General features: G+C 76.0%; 15 protein-coding genes. 4 read left to right on the top strand and 11 right to left on the bottom strand.

Annotated features, from left to right (window positions below):
• Positions 1–5 precede the first annotated feature (5 nt).
• On the bottom strand, positions 6–1,154 hold the full coding sequence (locus AB0I11_RS04945) for an acyl-CoA dehydrogenase family protein (RefSeq protein WP_357313236.1): 1,149 nt from the start codon (positions 1,152–1,154) through the stop codon (positions 6–8).
• A gap of 90 nt (positions 1,155–1,244) precedes the next feature.
• On the opposite strand from AB0I11_RS04945, the gene AB0I11_RS04940 reads away from it, so the two are divergent.
• From AB0I11_RS04940 to AB0I11_RS04930, 3 genes are read left to right on the top strand one after another with little or no spacing between them, the layout of a single operon-like run.
• The gene (locus AB0I11_RS04940; RefSeq protein ID WP_357313230.1) at positions 1,245–1,910 is read left to right on the top strand and encodes a TetR/AcrR family transcriptional regulator C-terminal domain-containing protein; all 666 of its coding nucleotides are present in this window, start codon (positions 1,245–1,247) and stop codon (positions 1,908–1,910) included.
• A 45-nt stretch (positions 1,911–1,955) separates the two neighbouring features.
• The gene (locus tag AB0I11_RS04935; RefSeq protein WP_357313227.1) at positions 1,956–3,374 is read left to right on the top strand and encodes an aldehyde dehydrogenase family protein; all 1,419 of its coding nucleotides are present in this window, start codon (positions 1,956–1,958) and stop codon (positions 3,372–3,374) included.
• Positions 3,371–4,444 (top strand): alcohol dehydrogenase catalytic domain-containing protein, encoded by a 1,074-nt coding sequence (locus AB0I11_RS04930; protein ID WP_357313224.1) that lies wholly within the window; start codon positions 3,371–3,373, stop codon positions 4,442–4,444. The genes AB0I11_RS04935 and AB0I11_RS04930 overlap by 4 nt, the downstream gene beginning before the upstream one ends.
• Before the next feature lie 24 nt (positions 4,445–4,468).
• On the opposite strand, the gene AB0I11_RS04925 is transcribed toward AB0I11_RS04930, so the two are convergent.
• The 5 genes from AB0I11_RS04925 to AB0I11_RS04905 all read right to left on the bottom strand — a co-directional run bounded on the left by AB0I11_RS04925 (position 4,469) and on the right by AB0I11_RS04905 (position 10,867).
• Positions 4,469–7,198: an AAA family ATPase gene (locus AB0I11_RS04925; protein ID WP_357313221.1), complete on the bottom strand. Its 2,730-nt coding sequence runs from the start codon at positions 7,196–7,198 to the stop codon at positions 4,469–4,471.
• Between the two features lie 66 nt (positions 7,199–7,264).
• Positions 7,265–7,876, bottom strand: a complete 612-nt coding sequence (locus AB0I11_RS04920) for a TetR/AcrR family transcriptional regulator (protein WP_357313218.1) — start codon at positions 7,874–7,876, stop codon at positions 7,265–7,267.
• A 46-nt stretch (positions 7,877–7,922) separates the two neighbouring features.
• Positions 7,923–9,155 (bottom strand): acyl-CoA dehydrogenase family protein, encoded by a 1,233-nt coding sequence (locus AB0I11_RS04915; RefSeq protein ID WP_357313214.1) that lies wholly within the window; start codon positions 9,153–9,155, stop codon positions 7,923–7,925.
• Between the two features lie 138 nt (positions 9,156–9,293).
• Positions 9,294–10,100: an SDR family NAD(P)-dependent oxidoreductase gene (locus AB0I11_RS04910; RefSeq protein ID WP_357313209.1), complete on the bottom strand. Its 807-nt coding sequence runs from the start codon at positions 10,098–10,100 to the stop codon at positions 9,294–9,296.
• Complete coding sequence (locus AB0I11_RS04905) at positions 10,097–10,867, bottom strand: SDR family oxidoreductase (protein WP_357313204.1); 771 nt, start codon at positions 10,865–10,867, stop codon at positions 10,097–10,099. Before AB0I11_RS04905 ends, AB0I11_RS04910 begins: the two co-directional genes overlap by 4 nt.
• Before the next feature lie 138 nt (positions 10,868–11,005).
• Between AB0I11_RS04905 and AB0I11_RS04900 the strand changes: the two genes are divergently transcribed.
• The gene (locus AB0I11_RS04900; RefSeq protein ID WP_357313199.1) at positions 11,006–12,226 is read left to right on the top strand and encodes an acetyl-CoA C-acetyltransferase; all 1,221 of its coding nucleotides are present in this window, start codon (positions 11,006–11,008) and stop codon (positions 12,224–12,226) included.
• A 53-nt stretch (positions 12,227–12,279) separates the two neighbouring features.
• Here AB0I11_RS04900 and AB0I11_RS04895 read toward each other — a convergent pair whose 3' ends face one another.
• The 5 genes from AB0I11_RS04895 to AB0I11_RS04875 all read right to left on the bottom strand — a co-directional run bounded on the left by AB0I11_RS04895 (position 12,280) and on the right by AB0I11_RS04875 (position 17,206).
• Complete coding sequence (locus tag AB0I11_RS04895) at positions 12,280–13,569, bottom strand: ABC transporter substrate-binding protein (protein WP_357313503.1); 1,290 nt, start codon at positions 13,567–13,569, stop codon at positions 12,280–12,282.
• A gap of 101 nt (positions 13,570–13,670) precedes the next feature.
• On the bottom strand, positions 13,671–14,780 hold the full coding sequence (locus AB0I11_RS04890; protein WP_357313196.1) for a branched-chain amino acid ABC transporter permease: 1,110 nt from the start codon (positions 14,778–14,780) through the stop codon (positions 13,671–13,673).
• Positions 14,777–15,655: a branched-chain amino acid ABC transporter permease gene (locus AB0I11_RS04885; RefSeq protein WP_357313189.1), complete on the bottom strand. Its 879-nt coding sequence runs from the start codon at positions 15,653–15,655 to the stop codon at positions 14,777–14,779. Before AB0I11_RS04885 ends, AB0I11_RS04890 begins: the two co-directional genes overlap by 4 nt.
• 25 nt (positions 15,656–15,680) lie before the next feature.
• Entirely contained in the window at positions 15,681–16,424 is a 744-nt protein-coding gene (locus AB0I11_RS04880) for an ABC transporter ATP-binding protein (protein WP_357313185.1), read from the bottom strand.
• A complete protein-coding gene (locus AB0I11_RS04875) occupies positions 16,421–17,206 on the bottom strand; it encodes an ABC transporter ATP-binding protein (RefSeq protein WP_357313181.1) in 786 nt (261 codons plus the stop codon). The genes AB0I11_RS04880 and AB0I11_RS04875 overlap by 4 nt, the downstream gene beginning before the upstream one ends.
• Positions 17,207–17,263 lie beyond the last annotated feature (57 nt).

Here is a 17,263-nt window from a genome sequence, read left to right as displayed (position 1 = left end):
CTTGGCTAGAAGGCGTTGACGCCGGTGAGCGCGCGTCCGATGAGCAGCTGCTGGATCTGGCTGGTGCCCTCGTAGAGGGTGGCGACGCGGGCGTCGCGCAGGTACTTGCCGACCGGGTACTCGTCGATGTAGCCGTACCCGCCGAAGACCTGGACGGCGTTGTTGGCCGCGCGGACGGCGGCCTCGCTGGCGAAGAGCTTGGCCATCGACGCCTCGGTGGCGAACGGCTCGCCGCGGTCGACGAGGTCGGCCACCCGCCACACCAGCAGCCGGGCGGCGGCGGTGTCGACGGCGATGGCGGCGAGCAGTTGCTGCACCAGCTGGTGCCCGGCGATGGGCTTGCCGAACTGGGTGCGCTGCCCGGCGTAGCGGACCGCCGCGTCGAGGCAGCCCTGCGCGACGCCGACGCAGCCGGCGGCCACCGACATCCGACCCTTGGCGAGGGTGGCCAGGGCGATCCGGAACCCGCCGCCGGCCGGGCCGAGGCGGGCCGTGTCCGGCACCCGGACGGCGTCGAAGCGGAGTTCGCCGGTGGCCTGCCCGCGCAGCCCGAGCTTGCCGTGGATCTCCCGCCGGGTCAGCCCGGCGGCGTCGGTGGGCACCAGGAAGGCGGTGATGCCCTGGTGCCCCGCGCCGCCGGTGCGGGCGAAGACCAGGACGACGTCGGCGGTGGTGCCGTTGGTGATGAACGTCTTCGCGCCACTGATCAGCCAGTCACCGCCGTCGCGGACGGCCCGGGTGGTCAGCGCGGCCGCGTCCGAGCCGCTGTCGGGTTCGGTGAGGGCGAAGCAGCCGAGGGCGGTGCCGGCGCAGAGCCGGGGCAGCCACTCGGCCCGCTGCCCGGCGGTCCCGTGCGCGGCAATGGCCTTGGCGACCAGGCCCAGCGACACCGAGACGATGCCCCGGACGGCGGAGTCGCCCCGGCCCAGCTCCTCCAGCACCAGGCAGTAGGAGAGGTGGTCGCCCCCGGAGCCGCCGTCGTCCTCGCCGATGGTGAGCCCGAGGAAGCCGAGCCGGCCGAGCTTTCCCACGATCTCCGGGTCGACCGACTCGCGCCGGTCCCAGGCCGCCGCGTACGGGGCCACCTCCCGGTCGACGAACTCGGCGGCCAGTCGCCGGACGGCCGCCTGCTCCGGGGAGAGCTGAAGGTCCATGGGCATAAACTAGCGCTGCAAGTTTAATTACGTCCAGACCCCGTTGTGGCAGAGTTGCGGCGAACCGACGAGCGAACGAGGGAGGCGCGGATGCCCCGGCCGAGGCAGGCACTGCTCAGCCGGCAGCGGATCGTCGAGGCCGCCGCGGCACTGATCGACGCGGACGGGCTGGAGGGGTTCTCCACCCGCCGGCTCGCGGCCGAACTCGGGGTGCGCGGACCCTCGCTGTACAACCACTTCGCCACCAAGGACGAGATCCTCGACGCGGTGGCCGACAGCGTCACGGCGCAGGTCGACGTCTCCTTCTTCGGGAAGGTCGACTGGCGCGAGGCGCTGCGCCGCTGGGGGCACTCCTACCGGGCCGCGCTGGCCGCGCACCCGAACATCGTGCCGTACCTGGCCCGCGGTCCGGGGCGGCGGCCGGCGGCGCTGGCCATGGCCGACGCCGTCTACGGCGGACTGGTCGCGGCCGGCTGGCCGCCCTCGCGCGCCACCCACATCGGCGCGCTGATGCGCTACTTCGTGGCCGGGTCCGCGCTCGGCTCGTTCGCCCGCGGCTTCGTCGAGGACCCCGGGCTGTACGCCGAGCAGTACCCGCACCTGACCCAGGCGCACCGGCTCGCCGAGCACCAGCAGCAGGTGGACGAGGGCGCCTTCGCGCTCGGCCTCGACGCGCTGATCCACGGGCTCTGCCGCACCTACGAGGCGCACATCGGGCCGCTGCCACCCCTCCCGCCGGCCGGCGAGGCGCACTAGAGTCGAAACTTGCAGCGCTAGTTTTCGACCAGGGTGAGGGGTGCGATGGAGCCCGCACGGACCGACATCTATCTCGACGGTGCCTGGGTCGCCCCCTCCTCCGGGGGGCACATCCCGGTGCACAACCCGACCACCGAGGAGATCCTGGCGACCGTGCCGGCCGGCACGGCGGCCGACGTCGACCGGGCCGTGGCGGCCGCCCGGGCCGCCTTCCCCGGCTGGGCCGACACCGCCCCGGCGCAGCGGGCCGCCGCCCTGGACCGGCTGCACGCCGGGCTGACCGCCCGGGCCGACACCGTCGCCGAGACGGTCGCCCGGGAGCTGGGCACCCCGCTGAAGGTCGCCACCCGGGTGCAGGTCGGGCTCCCGCTGACCGTGCTGCGCAGCTACGTCGAGCTGGCCGCCCGGCCGCCCGCCGAGGAGACCGTCGGCAACTCGCTGGTGGTCCGCGAGCCGGTCGGCGTGGTCGGGGCGATCACCCCGTGGAACTACCCGCTGCACCAGGTGATGGCGAAGCTGGCGCCGGCCCTGGCCGCCGGGTGCACCGTGGTGCTCAAGCCCAGCGAGCTGACCCCGCTGACCGCGTACCTGCTCGTCGACGCGATCCACCAGGCCGGCTTCCCGCCCGGGGTGGTCAACCTGGTGCCCGGCACCGGCGCCGAGGTGGGCGAGGCCATCGCCGCCCACCCGGACGTCGACATGGTCTCCTTCACCGGCTCGACCGCCACCGGCCGGCGCATCTCCCACCTGGCCGCCGACCGGGTCGCCCGGGTGGCGCTGGAGCTGGGCGGCAAGTCCGCCAACGTGATCCTCGACGACGCCGACCTGGCCACCGCCGTGAAGGTCGGCGTCGGCAACGCCTTCCTCAACTCCGGCCAGACCTGCACCGCCTGGACCCGGATGCTGGTGCACCGGGACCGCTACGACGAGGCGCTGGCCCTGGTCGCCAAGGCCGCCGAGGGCTACCGGGTCGGTGATCCCTTCGCGGCCGAGACCCGGCTCGGCCCGCTGGTCTCCGCCGCCCAGCGGGACCGGGTGACCGGCCACGTGACCCGAGGGCTCGCCGACGGCGCCCGGCTGGTCGCCGGCGGCCCGGACGCGGTGCTGCCCGACCGGGGCTGGTTCGTCGCCCCGACCGTGCTCGCCGACGTCGACCCGGACAGCGCGCTGGCCCAGGAGGAGGTCTTCGGGCCGGTGCTCGCGGTCATCCCGGTCGACGACGAGGAGGCCGCGGTGGCGGTGGCCAACAACTCGCGGTACGGCCTGGCCGGCGCCGTCTGGTCCGCCGACGAGCAGCGGGCGCTGCGGGTCGCCCGGCGGCTGCGCACCGGAGCCGTCGACGTCAACGGCGCGCCGTTCAACCCGCTCGCCCCGTTCGGCGGCTACAAGCAGTCCGGCCTCGGCCGGGAGCTGGGCCGCTACGGGCTGGACGAGTTCCTGCAGACGAAGGCGATCCAGCGATGAGGGCCCTGGTCGCCCGGGGCGCCGGCCAGCCGCTGGCGGTGGAGGACGTGGAGTTGCCCGCCCCCGGTCCGGGCGAGGTCCGGGTGCGGGTGCGCGCCGCCGGGGTGTGCCACTCGGACCTGTCCATGGTCAACGGCACGCTGGCGGCGCCGTACCCGCTGGTGCTCGGCCACGAGGCCGCCGGCGAGGTGGTCGAGGTCGGCGCCGGCGTGGACCGGGTCCGGCCCGGCGCGCACGTGGTGCTGAACTGGGCCCCGCCCTGCCGGCGGTGCTGGTACTGCGGGCGCGGCGAGCCGTGGCTCTGCGAGCGGGCCGGTTCCCCCGCCACCGCCCGCGGCCGGACCTCGGCCGGGGAGGCGCTGCACGTCACGCTCGGCCTCGGCGCGCTGGCCGAGGAGGTGGTGGTGCCGCAGGAGGCGGTGATCGGCGTACCCGCGGAGCTGCCGTTCGCCACTGCGGCCCTGCTGGGCTGCGCCGTGCTCACCGGGGTCGGCGCGGTGCGGCGTACCGCCCGGGTGGCGCCCGGTGAGTCGGTGGCGGTGATCGGGCTCGGCGGGGTCGGCCTGTCGGTGGTCGCCGCCGCCCGGGCCGCGGGCGCGGACCCGGTGCTCGCCGTCGACGTCTCCCCCGCCAAGGCCGCGCTGGCCGCCGCCGCCGGGGCCACCGACTTCCTGCTGGCCGACGACGCGCTGAGCCGGGCGGTGCGCGACCGCACCGGTGGCCGCGGCGTCGACCACGCGCTCGAGTGCGTCGGCCGCGGCGTGACCATCCGCGCCGCCTGGCGGGCCGCCCGGCGCGGCGGGCAGGTGACCGTGGTCGGGATGGGCGCGCGCGACGACGTGGTCCAGCTGAGCGCCCTGGACATCTTCCACTCCGCGCGGACGCTGCGCTCCTCGGTGTACGGCTCGTCCGACCCCGACCGCGACGTGCCCGAGCTGGCCCGCGCCGTGCTCGACGGCCGCCTCGACCCGGCCGCCCTGATCACCGACCGGACCGGCCTGGACGGCGCCGCGGCGGCGTTCGACCGGATGGCGCGCGGCGAGGGGGCTCGCACCGTCGTGCTGCCCTGACCGTCCCCGGCCCGACCGCCCCGCTCAGTGCAGCGCGCGGGCCAGTTCGGTACGGGACCGGATACCGAGCCGGTGGAAGATGTTGCGCAGGTGGTGGTCGACGGTCCGGGTGGAGAGGAACATCCGGGTGGCGATCTCGCGGTTGGTGGCGCCCTCGGCGACCAGTTGCGCGATCCGCAGCTGCTGCCCGGTGAGCAGCCGGGCGGCCGGCAGTTCGGGGGTGCCGACCGACTCCCCGGCCGCCCGCAGCTCCGTGGTGGCCTGCTCGGCCCAGACGGTCAGCCCGAGCAGGCCGAAGGTCTCCCGGGCGGCGTGCAGGTACGCCCGGGCGTCCCGGGGCCGGCGGCTGCGGCGCAACTCGCGGCCGAGGAGCAGTTCGGTGCGGGCCCGTTCGAACGCGCCCGCGTCCGTCGGGTGCAGCCGCAGCGCGGTACGGAAGCCGCGTTCGGCCTCGGCGCTGCCGCGCGGGGCGAGGAGCCCGTGGCAGCGGGCGGAGAGCGCCCGCCGGGACGGGCTGGCGGTGCTGCTGGCCCACCGGTCGAAGACGGCGAGCGCGGCCGTGGCGGCCGGTTGCCGGGCCGCGCCGGCGGCGGCCTCCACCAGGTAGGGCGTGGCCATCACCTGGATCAGCACCTGCCCCCGGCCGGTGCCGGGACGGGCCAGCGCGCTGAGCCGGGTGGTGGCGGCGTCGTGCCGGCCGTCGACCAGGTCGAGCACCGCGAGGGCCCACTGGGCCAGGGCGCGCGGCCGGCTGTGCGGGGCGGGGCCCTCGCCGATCTCACGGATCCGGCGCAGGCTGGCGTCCCGGTCGGCGCGTACGGCCGCGAGCACCGCCAGCATGCCCAGGTGGACGCCGGCGGAGTTGACCTGGCCGCTGTCCCGGGCGATCCGCAGCCCTTCGCGGGAGGTCTCCGCCGCCGTCTCGTGCCGGCCCAGCCAGTACTCGGCGATCGCGCGCAGCTCCAGCGCCCGGGGCAGCGCGGACACCTCGCCGTGGGCCCGGGCCAGCTCGACGGCCCGCTCGGCGAGCCGGTGCGCGGCACTGTCCACCGCGACCAGCAGGCCGGCCACCGCGGCGCCGATCAGCCCGGCCGGGGTGAGCGCCGGTCCGGTCAGCCGGTTGCCGAGCACGACCGCGCGGCGCAGCGCCGGCCCGGCCCGCTCGTGGTCCCCGCGCAGGGTCGCCGCCACCCCGGCGGCCAGCGCGCTCAGCAGCTCCGCCTCGGGCGGGTCGCCGGGGCGGCGCAGGGCGGCCACCCGGCGCGCCACCTCGGCGTAGCGGAACTGGTCGCCGGTGTGGCAGACCGCCTCGCCGGCCCGGACCAGCGCGCCGAGGGCGGCGAGGCGGTCCCCGCCGGACACCGCCCGGGCGGCGGCGAGCAGGGTGGTCGCGGCGGCCGAGGGCGAGCCGCAGCGCAGCTCCAGCTCGCCGCGGATCAGCTCGGCCCGGCCGGCCACCACGGGGTCGACCGGACCGGCCGCGGCGGCGTCGGCGAGCAGCCGGCCGGCCCGCCGTGGCTGCCCGGCCGCCCAGGCGCGACCGGCGGCGGCGACCAGCCGGGCGGCGGCCTGCGCTGGCTCGGTGCTGAGTTCGGCGGCCCGGTGCAGGGCGGTCACGGCCACCTCTCCGCCGGCGGTTCCGGCCGCGGCCTCCAGCTCCGCGGCCAGCGCCGGGTCCGGGCGCTCGGCCGCGGCGGCCCGGTGCAGGGTGCGGCGCAGCAGTTGCCCGGGACCGTCGAGCACCCCGGCGAGCAGCAGGTGGGCGGCGCGCCGCTCGGCCAGCGGCGCGTGTGCCGCCACCACGGCCCGGGCCAGCGGTTGCGGCAGGCTCACCCGGTGCGGGCCGACCCGGACCAGCCCGGCCGCCTCGGCCGGGGCGAGCGCCTCGATCCCGGTGCCGGCGGCGCGGGCGGCCCGCACCAGGGTGGCCGGATCGCCGTCCTCGTCGAGCGCGGCGAGCAGCAGCACCCGCCGGGTGTCGGTCGGCAGCCCGGCCAGCCGGGCCCGGTAGCCGCGGCCCAGCGCGCCGTCGAGCGGCGGCGCCTCGGGCAGCCGCTCCTCGCCCCGGCACTGCCCGGGGGTGAGAGCGTCGGCGAGGTCGACCAGAGCCTGCGGGTTGCCGCCGGCGACCGCGGTCAGCTCAAGGGCCACCCGGGGGGCGAGCCCGGGCAGCCGGGCGGTGAGCAGCGCGGCGCCGGCCCGATCGTCGAGGGCCCGGAGCCGGTGCCGGGGTACGCCGCCGGCGACCGCGTCCGTGCCGGCGGTGAGGAGGAGGGCGACCGGCAGGTGGCCGAGCCGGCGGGCCACGAAGCCGAGCACCTCCGCGGTCGCCGGGTCACCGCGGTCGACGTCGTCGACCGTGCAGAGCAGCGGCTGCTCCCGGGCCACGGCCGCGAGCAGCCCGAGCACCCCCATCGAGAGGGCGAGCCGCTGGTCGGCCGGGCAGTCCGCCCCGGCCAGCGTCCGCCGGAGCACCTCGCGCTGCGGCTCGGCCAGGCGGTCGGCCAGGTCCAGCAGCGGGTCGAGCAGGCGTTGCAGGCCCGCGTACGGCAGGCTGGCCTCGTCGGCCAGGCCGGCGCCGGCCAGCACCTGCCAGCGGGCGGCGTGCCGGTGCGCGTAGCCGACGAGCGCGCTGCGCCCGGTGCCCGGCTCGCCCCAGACCAGCAGCGCTCCCCCGGCCTCGGGCAGGCCGTCGATCAGCCGACGGACCGCGGCGCACTCGGTGTCCCGCCCCGGCAGTCCAGCTATTTGCACTGTCGATGCAGCAACCATGCATCGAGTGTCACCTATCCGAAACCGGATGGAAAGAGCACCGGCCGGTCAGCGGGGAAGGGCCTCGGCCAGCAGCGCGCCCACCGTGCGGGCCATCACCGCCCGCGCCTGGTCCACGCCCAGCCCCAGCCCGTCGCGCAGCATCGACCAGGCCGGCCACATGCTCGCCGCGACCACCGCCTGCACCACCTGGTCCCGGCCGGCCCCGGCCTGGGCCAGCTCGGCCGCGAAGAGCTGCTCGACCTCGTCGCGGACCCGGGAGATGTGCACCAGCCGGTTGCGGTGCAGCTGCTCGGAGACCGGCTCGCGCATCTGCGCCGCCCGCGCGGACGGCGCGATCAGCTGGAGCAGCCGCGCCCGCTGCCGGCAGTACGCGTCGACCCGCTTGGCCAGCGGCAGCGCCGGCGAGATCGGCCGGTACGCGGCGTCCTGCTGGCGGAGCACCTCGGCGCCGCTGGCCTCGAAGAGCGTCTCCATGTCCTTGAAGTTGGTCCAGAGCGTACGCAGCGACACGCCGGCCCGCTCGGCGATGCGCTCACCGGTCGGCCGCAGATCGCCCTCGGAGATGAGCGCGAGGTGCGCCTCGACGATCGCCGCCCGGGTCCGCGCCGCCCGGGCCGTCCGCCCGTCCACCCGGCCGGGCGCCTGGACCCCACCCATCCGCGCTTCCCCCCTCGACGCTGCCACGCCCCACCGCCCGCCGAGTCTAGACGCGCGCCGGCGACGGGTCGGCGTGGTGTCGGCGCAGCTCCCGGCGGGCCAGCGACTGCCGGTGCACCTCGTCCGGGCCGTCGGCCACCCGCAACGCGCGGGCCCGCACCCAGAGCCCGGCCAGCGGGGTGTCCTGGCTGAGCCCGGCCGCGCCGTGCGCCTGGATGGCCCGGTCCAGCACCCACTCGACGGTCCCCGGCACCACGATCTTGATGGCCTGGATCTCGGTCTGCGCGGCCCGGTTACCGGCCGTGTCCATCAGCCAGGCCGTCTTGAGCACCAGCAGCCGGGCCTGTTCGAGGCGGACCCGGGCCTCGGCGATCCAGTCCCGGACCACGCCCTGCGCGGCGAGCGGCCCGCCGAACGCGTGCCGGTCGGCGACCCGCCGGCACATCAGCTCGACGGCCCGCTCGGCCATGCCGAGCAGCCGCATGCAGTGATGCACCCGGCCCGGCCCGAGCCGGGCCTGCGAGATGGCGAAGCCGTCCCCCTCGGCGCCGATCAGGTTCCCCACCGGCACCCGGGCGTCGACGAAGTCGATCTCCGCATGGCCACCGTGGTCGCTGTCGTCGTACCCGAAGGTGTGCAGGCCCCGGCGGACCGTGACGCCGGGGGTGTCCCGGGGGACCAGGAGCTGGCTCTGCTGCCGGTGCCGGGGCGCGGCCGGATCGGTCCGGCCCATCACCACGAAGATCGCGCAGTTCGGGTTCAACGCGCCGGTGACGAACCACTTGCGGCCGTTGACCACGTACTCGTCGCCGGCCCGCTCGATCCGGGTGGCGATGTTGGTGGCGTCCGACGAGGCGACCGCCGGCTCGGTCATCGCGAACGCCGAGCGGATCCGGCCCTCCAGCAGCGGGACCAGCCAGCGCTCCCGCTGCTCCGGGCTGCCGAACTGGGCCAGCAGCTCCATGTTGCCGGTGTCCGGCGCGGCGCAGTTGAGCGCGACCGGGGCGAGCCCGGGCGACCGGCCGGTGATCTCGGCCAGCGGCGCGTACTGCAGGTTGGTCAGTCCGGCGCCGTGGGCGCCGGGGAGGAAGAGGTTCCACAGGCCGCGGCGGCGCGCCTCGGCCTGCAACTCGGCCACCACCGGCGGGGTGGACCACGGGTCGACCCGCTCGCGCGCCTGCTCCTCGAACACGGGCTCGGCCGGGTGGATCCGCTCGGCCATGAAGGCGAGCAACCGCTCCCGCAGCCGCTCGGTGGTCTCGTCGTGGCGGAAGTCCATCAGCTGCTCCGTCTCCACTGCGGCGGCACCGGCGCGACGCCGGCGCCCGCGGTCCACTCCGGCCTGGGCCGGTCCGGCCCGCCCGGTGCTGGCCGCGCCAGGCGGCCGGCGAGTCGGTCGAGGTCGAGCCCGGGCAGCTCAGCCATGCCGGTGCCGCTCGGCGTCGCGCTGGGTCCGGTTCATCGCGGCCAGCCAGCGGTCCGGGTCGGCGGCGCGGTGGGCGTACCAGGTGGCGACCTCCGGGTGCGGCAGCACCAGGAACCGGTCGTCGGCCAGCGCCGCGCTGACGCACTCGGCGACCGCGTCGGCGCTGACCGCGGTGGCCTCGAGCAGGGTGGCGCTCAGCTCGTCGGCGGCGGCCAGCATGGGGGTCCGGACGCCCTGCGGGCAGAGCGCCTGCACGGTGATCCCCCGGTGCGCGTAGCTGGCCCGCAGCCACTCGGCGAAGCCCAGCGCGGCGTGCTTGGTGACCGTGTAGGGCGCCTTGCCGAGCAGGGTGAGCAGGCCCGCCGCCGAGACGGTCACCAGCAGCCGGCCCCGCCCCACGGCGAGCCAGTGCGGCAGCAGCTCGCGCGCGGCGATCACATGTGCCAGCACGTTCACCCGCCAGGACCGCGCCCAGGCCTCGTCGGGGGCGTCCAGGCCGCCGGCCAGGGCCACGCCGGCGTTGGCGCAGAACAGGTCGATCGCGCCGAGCCGGTCCCGGGCGAAGCCGACCAGCTCGGCCACCGCGACCGGGTCGGCGGCGTCGCCGGGGCAGGCGTACCCGCCGATCCGGGCCGCCACCGCCCGCGCGGCCGCCGGGTCGAGGTCGTTGACCACCACCCGGGCGCCGTCGGCGGCGAGCCGGGCGGCCAGCGCGGCGCCGATGCCGGAGCCGGCCCCGGTCACCACCACGCCCGCACCGGCCACGGTCAGCCCGCGGGGCGTGCCCGGGGCGGTCATCCGGTGGCCCGGCCGGCGCGGGTGATCCCGCCGTCGATCACGAGCGTCCGCCCGGTGATCCAGGCCGCGTCGGCGGAGGCGAGGAAGGCGACCGCGCCGGCCACGTCGTCGGGTACGCCGAGGCGGCCCAGCGGGTACGCCCGGGCGACCTCCTCCTCCCGGCCCTCGTGCAGCGCGGCGGCGAACCGGGTCTTCACCACGCCGGGGGCGACCGCGTTCACCCGGATCGCCGGGGCGAGTTCCACCGCGAGGCAGGCGGTGAGGTGGTCGAGGGCCGCCTTGCTCACGCCGTAGAAGGAGATCCCCGGCGACGGGGTCAGGCCGGCGATCGAGGTGACGTTGACGACGCAGCCGCCCCGGTCGGTCATGCCGGCCGCGCAGACCTCCTGCACCCAGCCGAGCGCGCCGACCAGGTTGACGTCGAGGATCTTGCGGGCCGCGGCCGGGTCGAGGTCGAGCAGCGGCCCGTACACCGGGTTGGTGCCGGCGTTGTTGACCAGGATGTCCACCGGGCCGAACGCCTCGGTGACCCGGTGCACCGCCGCGTGGCGGTGCGCGGCGTCGTCGGCCCGGCCGGGCACCGCGACGGCGTGGTCGGGACCGCCCAGCTCGGCGACCGCCGCGGCGAGCGCCTCCGGCCGGCGGGCGGTCAACCCGACCCGCGCCCCGTCGGCGACCAGCCGGCGGGCCACCGCCAGCCCGATCCCGCGGCTGGCGCCGGTGACCAGGGCGACCCGGCCGGCCAGCCGGCCTGAATCTGCATTCACGATGCAAACACTAGGGGCGGCACCGACGGACGTCAACGAGGGAAGACGCTCGATATCTCACATTCCGTTGACACGGCCCGTCTGGTAATCGCACCGTCGGTGCACATTTCATCCGTTGCCCCGGGAAGGACACCCGACATGCCCGAAGCCGTCATCGTCGCCGCCGCCCGCTCACCGATCGGCCGCGCCAACAAGGGCTCCCTGCGCGAGCTGCGCGCCGACGACCTCGCCGCCACCATCGTGCGGGCCGCCCTCGACCAGGTGCCGCAGCTCGACCCCGGCGAGCTCGACGACCTGATGCTCGGCTGCGGCCAGCCCGCCGGCGAGCAGGGCCACAACCTCGCCCGGGTGGTCGCCGTCCTGCTCGGACTGGACCAGCTGCCCGGGACCACCGTGAACCGCTACTGCTCGTCGTCGCTGCAGACCACCCGGATGGCGCTGCACGCCATCCGGGCCGGCGAGGGCCACGCCTTCGTCTCGGCCGGGGTCGAGTGCGTGTCCCGGTACGACCGGGGCCGCAGCGACGGCCACCCGGGCAGCGCCAACCCGCGGTTCGCCGACGCGGTGACCCGGACCGCGGACCGGGCCGCCGGCGGCGCGCCCCGCTGGCACGACCCGCGCGAGGACGGCGAGCTGCCCGACGTCTACGTCGCCATGGGACAGACCGCGGAGAACGTGGCCCAGCTGCGCGGGATCTCCCGCGGCAGCCAGGACGAGTTCGCCGTACGGTCACAGAACCTCGCCGAGCAGGCGATCGCCGACGGCTTCTGGGCCCGGGAGATCACCCCGGTCACCCTGCCCGACGGCACGGTGGTCGCCGCCGACGACGGGCCGCGCCCCGGGGTGACCCTGGCCGCGGTGAGCGCCCTCGCGCCGGTGTTCCGGCCGGACGGCACGGTGACCGCCGGCAACTGCTGCCCGCTCAACGACGGCGCCGCCGCGCTGGTCGTGCTCTCCGACGTGCGGGCCCGGGAGCTGGGGGTGACCCCGCTGGCCCGGATCGTCGCCACCGGGCTGAGCGCGCTCTCCCCCGAGATGATGGGGCTGGGGCCGGTCGAGGCGTCCCGGCGGGCGCTGCGGCACGCCGGCATGTCGATCGCCGACGTCGACCTCGTCGAGATCAACGAGGCGTTCGCCGCGCAGGTCCTCCCGAGCGCGCACGAGCTGGGCGTCGACGCGGACCGGCTGAACGTCAACGGCGGCGCGATCGCGATCGGGCACCCGTTCGGGATGACCGGCGCCCGGATCACCACCACCCTGCTCAACTCGCTGCGCTGGCACGACCGGCAGGTCGGGCTGGCGACCATGTGCGTGGGCGGCGGCCAGGGCATGGCGATGATCGTCGAACGGCTCAGCTGACCGGGTGACGCCGGCCGGGCGGGTCCGCTGACCACGCCCGGCCGGCGCGCCGGTCAGGACGCGGTCGGGATCCCGTTGGCCGGCGGGGTCACCGCCGGGGCGCTGTACTCGCGTACCGGGCCGTCGGCCTCGTCCGTCTCGTAGGCCGGCCCGAAGTAGGCCTGCGTGCCCCCGCTGACCCGGGTCAGCCGCTCCCCGCCGTAGCCGGAGTGGTCGGAGTCGGAGAAGCGCAGCGGCGTCAGCCCCGGACCCTGGAAGCCGCCCTTGGCGACCGCCTTGAGCAGGGACTCCCGGGTGAGGTCCTGGCCGGCGGCCTGCAACGCCTGCACGAACAGGTACCCGACCGCCATGCCGTAGACGATGTTGCCGTCGAAGGGCGCGTCGCCGTTGTGCTCCTTGTTCACCTTGGTGAAGAGCTGGATCCACGGGTTCGCGGCGTCGTTCTGCATCGGCAGGTAGTTGCCGCCGACCATGCCCTCCAGCAGCCCGGCGGCCGCGCCGAGCTGCTTGGCCAGCGTCGGGTGGTCGGCGCCCACGTTGGACACCAGCCACTGCGGCTTGAAGCCCAGCCGGGCGGCGGTGCCGATGGACAGCGCGGTGAAGCCGGGCACGGTGGCCAGGATGACCACCTGGCAGCTGGCCGACTTGAACGCGCCGATCTGCGGGGCCACGTTGGTGTTGCTGGTGACGTACGTCTGCTTGACCGCCACGGTGCCGGCGCCGAGCACCTGCTCCACCCCGGCCAGGCTGTCCCGGCCGAAGTCGTCGTCCTGGCCGAGGAAGCAGACCTTCTTGCCGGGCAGCGCGGTCTTCACGTGGTTGGCGAGGATCTTGCCCTCCACGGTGTAGTCCGGGTTGAAGCCGAACGTGCCGGGATACTTGTCCGGCTGGTCCCAGCTGCGGCTGCCGGAGGCGACGAAGAGGTCGGGGACGCGGTTGCTCTTGAGGAAGTCGAGCACCCCGGTGTGGGTGGGCGTGCCCAGCCCGTTGAGCACGGCGAAGACCTTGTCCTGCAGGACCAGTTGGCGGACCACCTGCTGGGTGTTGGCCGGGTTGTAGCCGTCGTCCATGATCTTGTAGGTGATCTTGCGGCCGTGCACGCCGCCGTTGGCGTTGACATAGTCGAAGTACGCCTTGGTGGCCGGCGCGATCTTCGAGTAGCCGGCCGAGGCCGGGCCGGTCAGCGGCATGTGGGTGCCGACCACGATCTCGGTGTCGGTGACGCCGGGCACCGCCCCGCGTCCGGCGCCCCCCGAGCCGTCGTCGTCGCTGCACGCGACGACGCTGGCGAGCAGGGCGATGGTGCTGGCGATCGCGAGACCGCCTCGTACCGTACGGTTCATCTGGAACACCGACCTTTCCTCGGTCCGGTTCTCCTCGAATCGGGTGGTGGTGGGTGGGATGGTGGTGGGTGGGGTTGCCGGCGGCGAGCCGCCGGGACTTGCTAGGACCGCCGCCCCGGCCACCGGGCCAGCAGCTCCCGGCCGAGCCGGGACAGCAGTCCCTGCACGCCGCCGGGCGCGGCGATCATGACGACGACCAGGGTGATCCCGAAGATCGCCAACGGCAGGTTGCCCTCCAGCCGCTGCGCCACCGCCGGCGAGACGGTGACCAGCTCGGTCACGGAGTGCGTCAGGTCGGGCAGCACGACCAGCAGGACGGCCCCCCACAGCGCCCCGGCGAGGCGGCCGAGGCCGCCGATCACCACGGCCATGAGCAGGAACAGCGACAGGGTCAGCGAGAACGCCCCGGGTGAGACGCTCTGCGCCAGCACCGCGAGCAGCGCGCCGCCGAGCCCGGCGCCGGCCGCGCTGACCACGAAGGCCAGCACCTGGGTACGGGCCACGTGGATGCCGGCGAGGCGGGCCGCCACCTCGTCGTCCCGGACCGCCCGGAAGGTGCGGCCGTACCGGCTGCGGACCAGGTTGGCCAGCAGCACCAGGGCGAGCAGGGTGGCCGCCGCGGCGATCCAGAGCTGCCACCGCTCGTACGGGAAGTAGGCGCCGAGCGCCAGCGGCGGCGGCTCGACCGGGACCGAGAGCCCCTGGTCGCCGTTGAAGACGCCGTCGAAGGTCACCGTCAGGGCCGGCACCACGACCGCGACCGCCAGCGTCACGCCGGCCAGGTACGGCCCGCGCAGCCGGGCCGCGGCCGCCCCGACCACCGCGCCGACGGCGACCGTGGCCAGGATCGCCGCGACCAGCGACACCGCCAGCAGCCAGCCGCCGGTGAGGCCGTGGTCGGCGAACGTACCCTGGCACAGCGCCACGGTGTAGGCGCCGGTCGCCATCAGCGCGCCGTGCCCGAGCGAGAGCTGACCGTTGAGGCCGGTGAGGACGGTCAGCCCGGCGGTCGCGCAGAGGTAGGCCGCCACCGTGGCGAGCTGGAAGTTGCGGAACGGCGCCAGGCCGTAGCTGGCCGCCAGCACCAGCAGCGCCACGGCGGCCGCGACGGCCAGGTGCCGCAGCAGGGTGCAGCCGCGCCGCCCGTCGGGACGGGTGCCGGCGCCGGTCGCCGCCCGCTCCGGCGGCGCCGCCGCCCGGGTGGCGCTCACACCCGCCTCGCGGTGACCGGGGCGAACAGCCCGCCGGGGCGGACCAGCAGCACCGCCAGCAGCAGGACCAGCACCGCGAGCGGGGTGAGGTCGCTGCCGGCGTACCCGCTGACGTAGGAGAGCACCAGGCCCACCACCAGCCCGCCGACCACCGCGCCCGGTGGGCTGTCCAGCCCGCCGACCACCGCCGCGGTGAACGCCGAGACGAAGACCAGGTCCATGGCGTTCGGGTGCAGGCCCAGCTCGGTGGGGATCACCAGCATGGCGGCCAGCGCGCCCACCCCGGAGGCGAGGGCCCAGCCCAGGGCGAGCATGCCGCCCACGTTGACCCCGAGCAGGCGGGACATCTCCGGGGCGAAGGCCGCGGCGCGCATCCGCAGGCCCACCGGGGTCCGGGCGAAGATCCAGGCGAGCGCGACCATCATCAGCCCCACCGTGGCGAAGACGAACAGGTCGTACGGGGACAGCACGGCGAACCCGCCGACGGTGAGCGCGGCGCGGTCGAACGGCGTGCCGGCGGGACGGAACTCGTTGCCGTAGATCATGCCGAGGACGGCCTGGATGAGCAGCACCAGCCCGAGCGCGACGATCACCGGATTGAGCGGCGAGGTGTGGTCGACGAAGCGCATCACGGCCCGGTCCACCACCGCGCCGAGCAGCAGCCCGGCGGCGAGCGCGGCCAGGAAGCCCAGCCAGTAGGAGCCGGTCGCGGCGGTCACGCTGTAGGCGACGTAGGCGGCCGCGACGGCCATCGCGCCCTGGGCGAAGTTGACGATTCTGGCGGCCCGCCAGATGAGCACCAGCGCCAGCGCGAACGCGGCGTAGACGGCACCCCGGGAGAGGCCGTCGAAGGTGAGGAAGACGAAGCGCTCCACAGTCCTCCTTCGGAGCAGACGAGGGTCAGAAACCGAGGTACGCGTGGCGCAGGTCGACGTCGTCGCGCAGCCGCTCCGCCGGGGCGGCGCGGACCACCCGACCGAGCGCCATCACGACCCCCTGGTCGGCGACCGAGAGCGCGCTGCGGACGTTCTGCTCGACCAGCAGCACGGTCAGCCCGGTGCTGTCGCGTAGCTGGCGGAGCAGGGCCATGATCTGGGCGACCACCCGGGGGGCCAGGCCGAGCGACGGTTCGTCGAGCAGCAGCAGTCGGGGCCGGCCGACCAGGGCCCGGCCGAGGGCGAGCATCTGCCGTTCGCCGCCGGAGAGCTGGTGGCCGAGGTGCTGGCGGCGCCGGGCCAGCGGCTCGAAGAGCTGGTAGACCTCGTCGCGGGCGCGGGCGGCGTCGGCCCGGTCGCGGCGCCACAGCCCGCCCAGCCGCAGGTTCTCGTCGACGGTCAGCTCGCCGATCACCCCCCGCCCCTCCGGGACGTGCGCCATGCCGCGGCGCACCAGTTGCTCCACCGGTACGCCGCGCAGGTCCTCCCCGGCGAGGAGAATCTGGCCGGCCAGCGGGCGCAGCATCCCGGACAGCGCCCGCAGCAGGGTGCTCTTGCCGGCGCCGTTGGCCCCGACCACGGCCGCGATGCTGCCGGCGGGCACCGCGAGGTCGACCTCGTGCAGCACCGGCGCGGCGCCGTAGCCGGCGACCAGCCCGCGCACGGTGAGCAGTTCCGCGCCGTCCGACCGCCCGCCCCCCTCGTTCATGCCGCCGCCTCGTCGACGGCGGCGCCCAGGTAGGCGTCGGCGACCGCGGGGTCGTCGCGCACCTGGTCCGGCGTGCCGGCGGCGATCACCCGGCCGAAGTCGAGCACCACGATGTCGTCGCAGACCGACATCACCAGGTCCATGTGGTGCTCGACCAGCAGCACCGCGCAGGGATCCGGGTCGCGGCGGGGCAGTTCGCGGATCAGCTCCGCGAGCTCGGCGATGTCCTCGGCCCCGAGGCCGCCGGCGGGCTCGTCGAGCAGGAGCAGCCGGGGCCGGGCCACCAGCGCGCGGGCCAGCGCGACCCGCTGGCGTACCGCGAAGGGCAGCGTGCCGGGCGCGGCGGCGGCGTGCCCGGCGATGCCCAGCCGGTCGAGCACGGCCAGCGCCTCACCGCGCAGCCGGCGCTCGTCGCGGTCGCTCTTCGGCAGGCCGAGCAGCGCCGGCAGAAAGCCGGCGCGGGCGGTGTGCGTGGCGCCGGCCATCACGTTCTCCAGCACGGTGAGCCCGGCGAAGAGCCCGGTGCCCTGCAGCGTGCGGGCGATGCCCAGCCGGGTCAGCCGGTGCGGGCGGGGCCGCAGCGGCCGGCCGTCCAGCGTGATCGTGCCGGTGTCCGGGGCGACGAAGCCGCAGACGACGTTGAACAGGGTGGTCTTGCCGGCGCCGTTGGGGCCGATCACGCCGACCACGCGGCCGGCGGGCACCCGCAGCGAGACGTCGTCGAGGGCGGTGAGGCCACCGAAGCGCACCCCGATGTGGTGCAGCGCGAGCCCTTGCTCCATTGACCCATCCCCCGCTCCGGCGCGGCGCGATATTTACACTGGGAGTGTACGTTTCTC

It is taken from the genome of Micromonospora sp. NPDC050495, assembly GCF_040655175.1.
In the GTDB taxonomy this organism is placed as follows: domain Bacteria; phylum Actinomycetota; class Actinomycetes; order Mycobacteriales; family Micromonosporaceae; genus Micromonospora.
This window is presented reverse-complemented; position numbering and strand designations above follow the sequence as displayed.